Consider the following 3,256-nt stretch of genomic DNA (forward strand, 5'->3'; position numbering starts at 1 on the left):
TTTAATCCAATTGCCTAGACCTAATTCTTCCAAATGTTGTCGTTGTGCAATAACCTGAGCTTTATTTAACTCTCGGACACCTCCTGTTGCGGCTTCACCAATAACAGTTCGAATCGGCCGTTCACCGGCAGGCATGTCTACTAGTTTTTTTATGGCATCCGCAATCCAAATTGGGCCAGGAGCGCTGTCAGCTGTAATGAGCTTCATCATTTTACCAAACATAACTTCCTTGGCTTTGTTGAATTCAGCATATTCCTCCTCAATCTCAGAATTATCAGGAGCAGCAAATTTACCCATTATTTCCGTGTTAAATGCACCTGGTTCAATAATGACGGATTCAATTCCATGTGACTCTAATTCATAATTAAGGCCTTCTGCAATTGATTCTACTGCCCATTTTGTTGAATTATATATGCCATGAAAAGGTAAATAGGTTCTCCCTCCAACGCTCGAAACTTGAATTAGTAATCCTGATTTACGCTTACGCATACTTGGTAAAACAGCCTGGAGAACACGTAAAGAACCAAATACATTGGTATTATACATGGCCTCAATTTGATCTATAGAATATGCCTCCATTGGACCAAGACCCACGATAGCTGCATTGTTTACAACCACATCTAGATGTCCTGCCTCTATAAGAATTGAGGATATTGCCTGATTGACAGATTGGTCATCTGACACATCAAGCTCTACCACTTTAATGTTAAGATCTCGCTCATTCGCCCAGTGTTCAAGATTTTGAACAGCATCAGCATTTTTTCCATGGACACCTCTTGTGGTAGCAAATACCTGATGTCCATCTTCGGCAAGCTTTTCTGCAGTTTTTCTACCAAAACCTGAAGTTGCTCCTGTGATTAAAACGTTCAATCGATTACTCATTTTATTGGATTTTTGTAAAAAAGTATAATTAAAAAGGGTTATTCTCTATAGTTTGGGTTTTTTAGGTTGGTTGTCCTTCGGTATTTAATGAAGCCAAAGTCGTGAGAATTTCCCAAGGCTCCGCTCGCTTGGTATAATCTGGATTTACAAATGCAAGTTTGACTATTCCCTCTGTGTTCACTACATAGGTAGCCGGAATGGGTAACTCATGTTTTTCTGTTCCATTATATTCCGAAAAATCCAATCCCCATTCGCTTTTTGAAATGTCAACCACCTCTTTGGGAACTTCAAAAAGCAATCCCATACTTCTTGCAACATCATTATTGTTATCGCTTAATACTGGGAATTTGAGTTCATTCTTTTCTTGTGTTGACAATGAATCATCTGGTTTTTCTGGTGAAATTGCTATAAGTGTAGCGTTGTTCTTTTTATACTCCGGTACTAGAGTTTGAAGTGCTCTTAACTCCAAATTACAATATGGGCACCATCCACCCCGGTAAAAACTGATAACAAGGGAACCTTGTTCTAATAGCTTATCGGATGAAATTTTTTCGCCCTTCGCATCAGTCAAAGTAAAGGGTGGCATTTTATCTCCAACCTTTAAAGCATTCTTTTCAATTTTGTCAAGCTCTAAATCTTCTACTCCTTTAAATAAAGTCTCTAAAACATGAGGTTTCATCTGTGGAAAAGCTTCTGCTTGGAAGCTCTTGATATTTTCTGCCAATTTACTTTTCATTATACTTTATATTTTTTCAGAACAGTCGTTCTGAAATTGAATAAAAAAAATTTATTTTAGAATTGCCCCCATTGTGGTATCCATTATGTTATTCAATGACCTTTTAGTAGGGTTGGTTTTTCCGACAATCATTAGACCTTCCAAGAAGCACATTAAATAATCTGCAAGTATTTCACAATCTTTTTCCGTTGAAATCTCGCCATTTTTCTGCGCTGCAACTAAACAGGCGTGAAATAAGTTTTTTTGTCCATAGAGTTCTTTATTTACGATTTTATTTATTTTCTCATCGAGAAGATGTTTTTCTACTGTTGTATTTACCAACAGACATCCGTCAAATTCTCCAGAGGTTGCATATTCAATTCTATTTTTAATAAAAGCTTTAATATTTCCAATGCCGAGAGGTTCTTCTTTTAAGATGTCCATTAGATATTTAGTAGATGTATTTACATAATGATCAATACACGCAAGAAAAAGGCCTTCTTTATTTTCAAATTCACCATACATACTATGCTTGTTTAAGCCTGTTGCGTTAACAAGATCACTGATGGATGTATTTTTAAAACCTCTTTTCCAAAAAACCTTGGTAGCTGTATTTAAAACTTCCTCTTTACTATATTCTTTTGCCCGTGGCATTGGTGTTTGTTTTAGTAATCAAACGCTAATTAAGAACGATTGTTCTGTAATGTCAAATAAATTTTAAAAAAATATTTAAGTACTACCATTATTTTAATCTAAAAATGGAGTCTAATACAGAGTCCCGTTAATTAATACTACCCCCGTCTAGGGGTTTATGCTTTCATTGGGTTTTATTTATATGGGGTAAAAGAAGGATGGGTATATTAGAGGGATGAGAGAATAGTTCTTTATATAAATTAGTATTTTTGGCCCCTGATGACAGCTACCCTTCTACTGGGCCTGGTAACTAGGGGCCAAGGGACCTACAGTTTTGTCCCTTATACATTCAATAGAAATAATAGTACTTATTTATCTATTCTGGTTAATTGAAGTATAATTGCAATTGGTATAGCTATGTTGTGTTCTGGTTTTACAGAAAAGCTTTTATAAAAGTACTAGGCAACTTCGGGGGTATGTTAAGTTATGCTTAATTTGGAGGATCAATTTTGGGTGGAATGCTAGGGTGTCTATTTGGAATGATTCTAGGAGTTATAGGTGTTAGGACAAATTGGAGAAAGCTAAATAATAATTAGCTAACATGTTTGCCAACAATGGCGAGCCGCCATGCTTTGCCAACGCGCAAAACCCGACGCTAAGAAAGCACAGCAGCCAGCAGAGCCGGTAACGGCAAGAAGAAAAATGAAAATAATTATATCCGTAATAATTGCACTATCCTTAACAGGATGTTCAACTAAGGGGCAAGAAAGATTTGTAGATATTAATGACTCAAAATTTCATATTAAAGAATACGGTAAAGGTAGTCCCACAGTAATATTCGAAAATGGAATGGCTTCATCTATGGACACATGGAAAAGTATTCCTGATTCAATCTCAAGCATGTCAAATGTTTTAACTTATGATAGAGCAGGAGTAGGAAAATCTGATACAACCTTTACAGCACGTACTATACCTAATATGGTAAAAGAACTAAGACATATTCTTAAAAAAGAGAAAATACGGCCA

4 protein-coding genes are annotated in these 3,256 nt (G+C 36.1%); 1 reads left to right on the top strand and 3 read right to left on the bottom strand.

Annotated features, from left to right (window positions below; translation table 11 throughout):
* From E1171_RS04105 to E1171_RS04115, 3 genes are all read right to left on the bottom strand, one after another.
* A partial coding sequence (locus E1171_RS04105; protein WP_155204375.1) for an SDR family oxidoreductase occupies positions 1-882 on the bottom strand: 882 nt, incomplete at its 3' end.
* A 61-nt stretch (positions 883-943) separates the two neighbouring features.
* Positions 944-1,618, bottom strand: coding sequence for a peroxiredoxin-like family protein (locus E1171_RS04110; protein WP_155204377.1), 675 nt, complete (start codon positions 1,616-1,618; stop codon positions 944-946).
* Positions 1,619-1,669: 51 nt separating this feature from the next.
* Positions 1,670-2,251 carry a TetR/AcrR family transcriptional regulator gene (locus E1171_RS04115; protein ID WP_155204379.1) on the bottom strand — a complete coding sequence of 194 codons (582 nt, stop codon included), beginning with the start codon at positions 2,249-2,251 and terminating at the stop codon, positions 1,670-1,672.
* A 606-nt stretch (positions 2,252-2,857) separates the two neighbouring features.
* Here E1171_RS04115 and E1171_RS04120 point away from each other — a divergent pair.
* Positions 2,858-3,256, top strand: a 399-nt coding sequence (locus E1171_RS04120; RefSeq protein ID WP_187696244.1) for an alpha/beta fold hydrolase, incomplete at its 3' end; no start/stop codon positions are given.

It is taken from the genome of Xanthovirga aplysinae (assembly GCF_009711365.1).
In the GTDB taxonomy this organism is placed as follows: domain Bacteria; phylum Bacteroidota; class Bacteroidia; order Cytophagales; family Cyclobacteriaceae; genus Xanthovirga; species Xanthovirga aplysinae.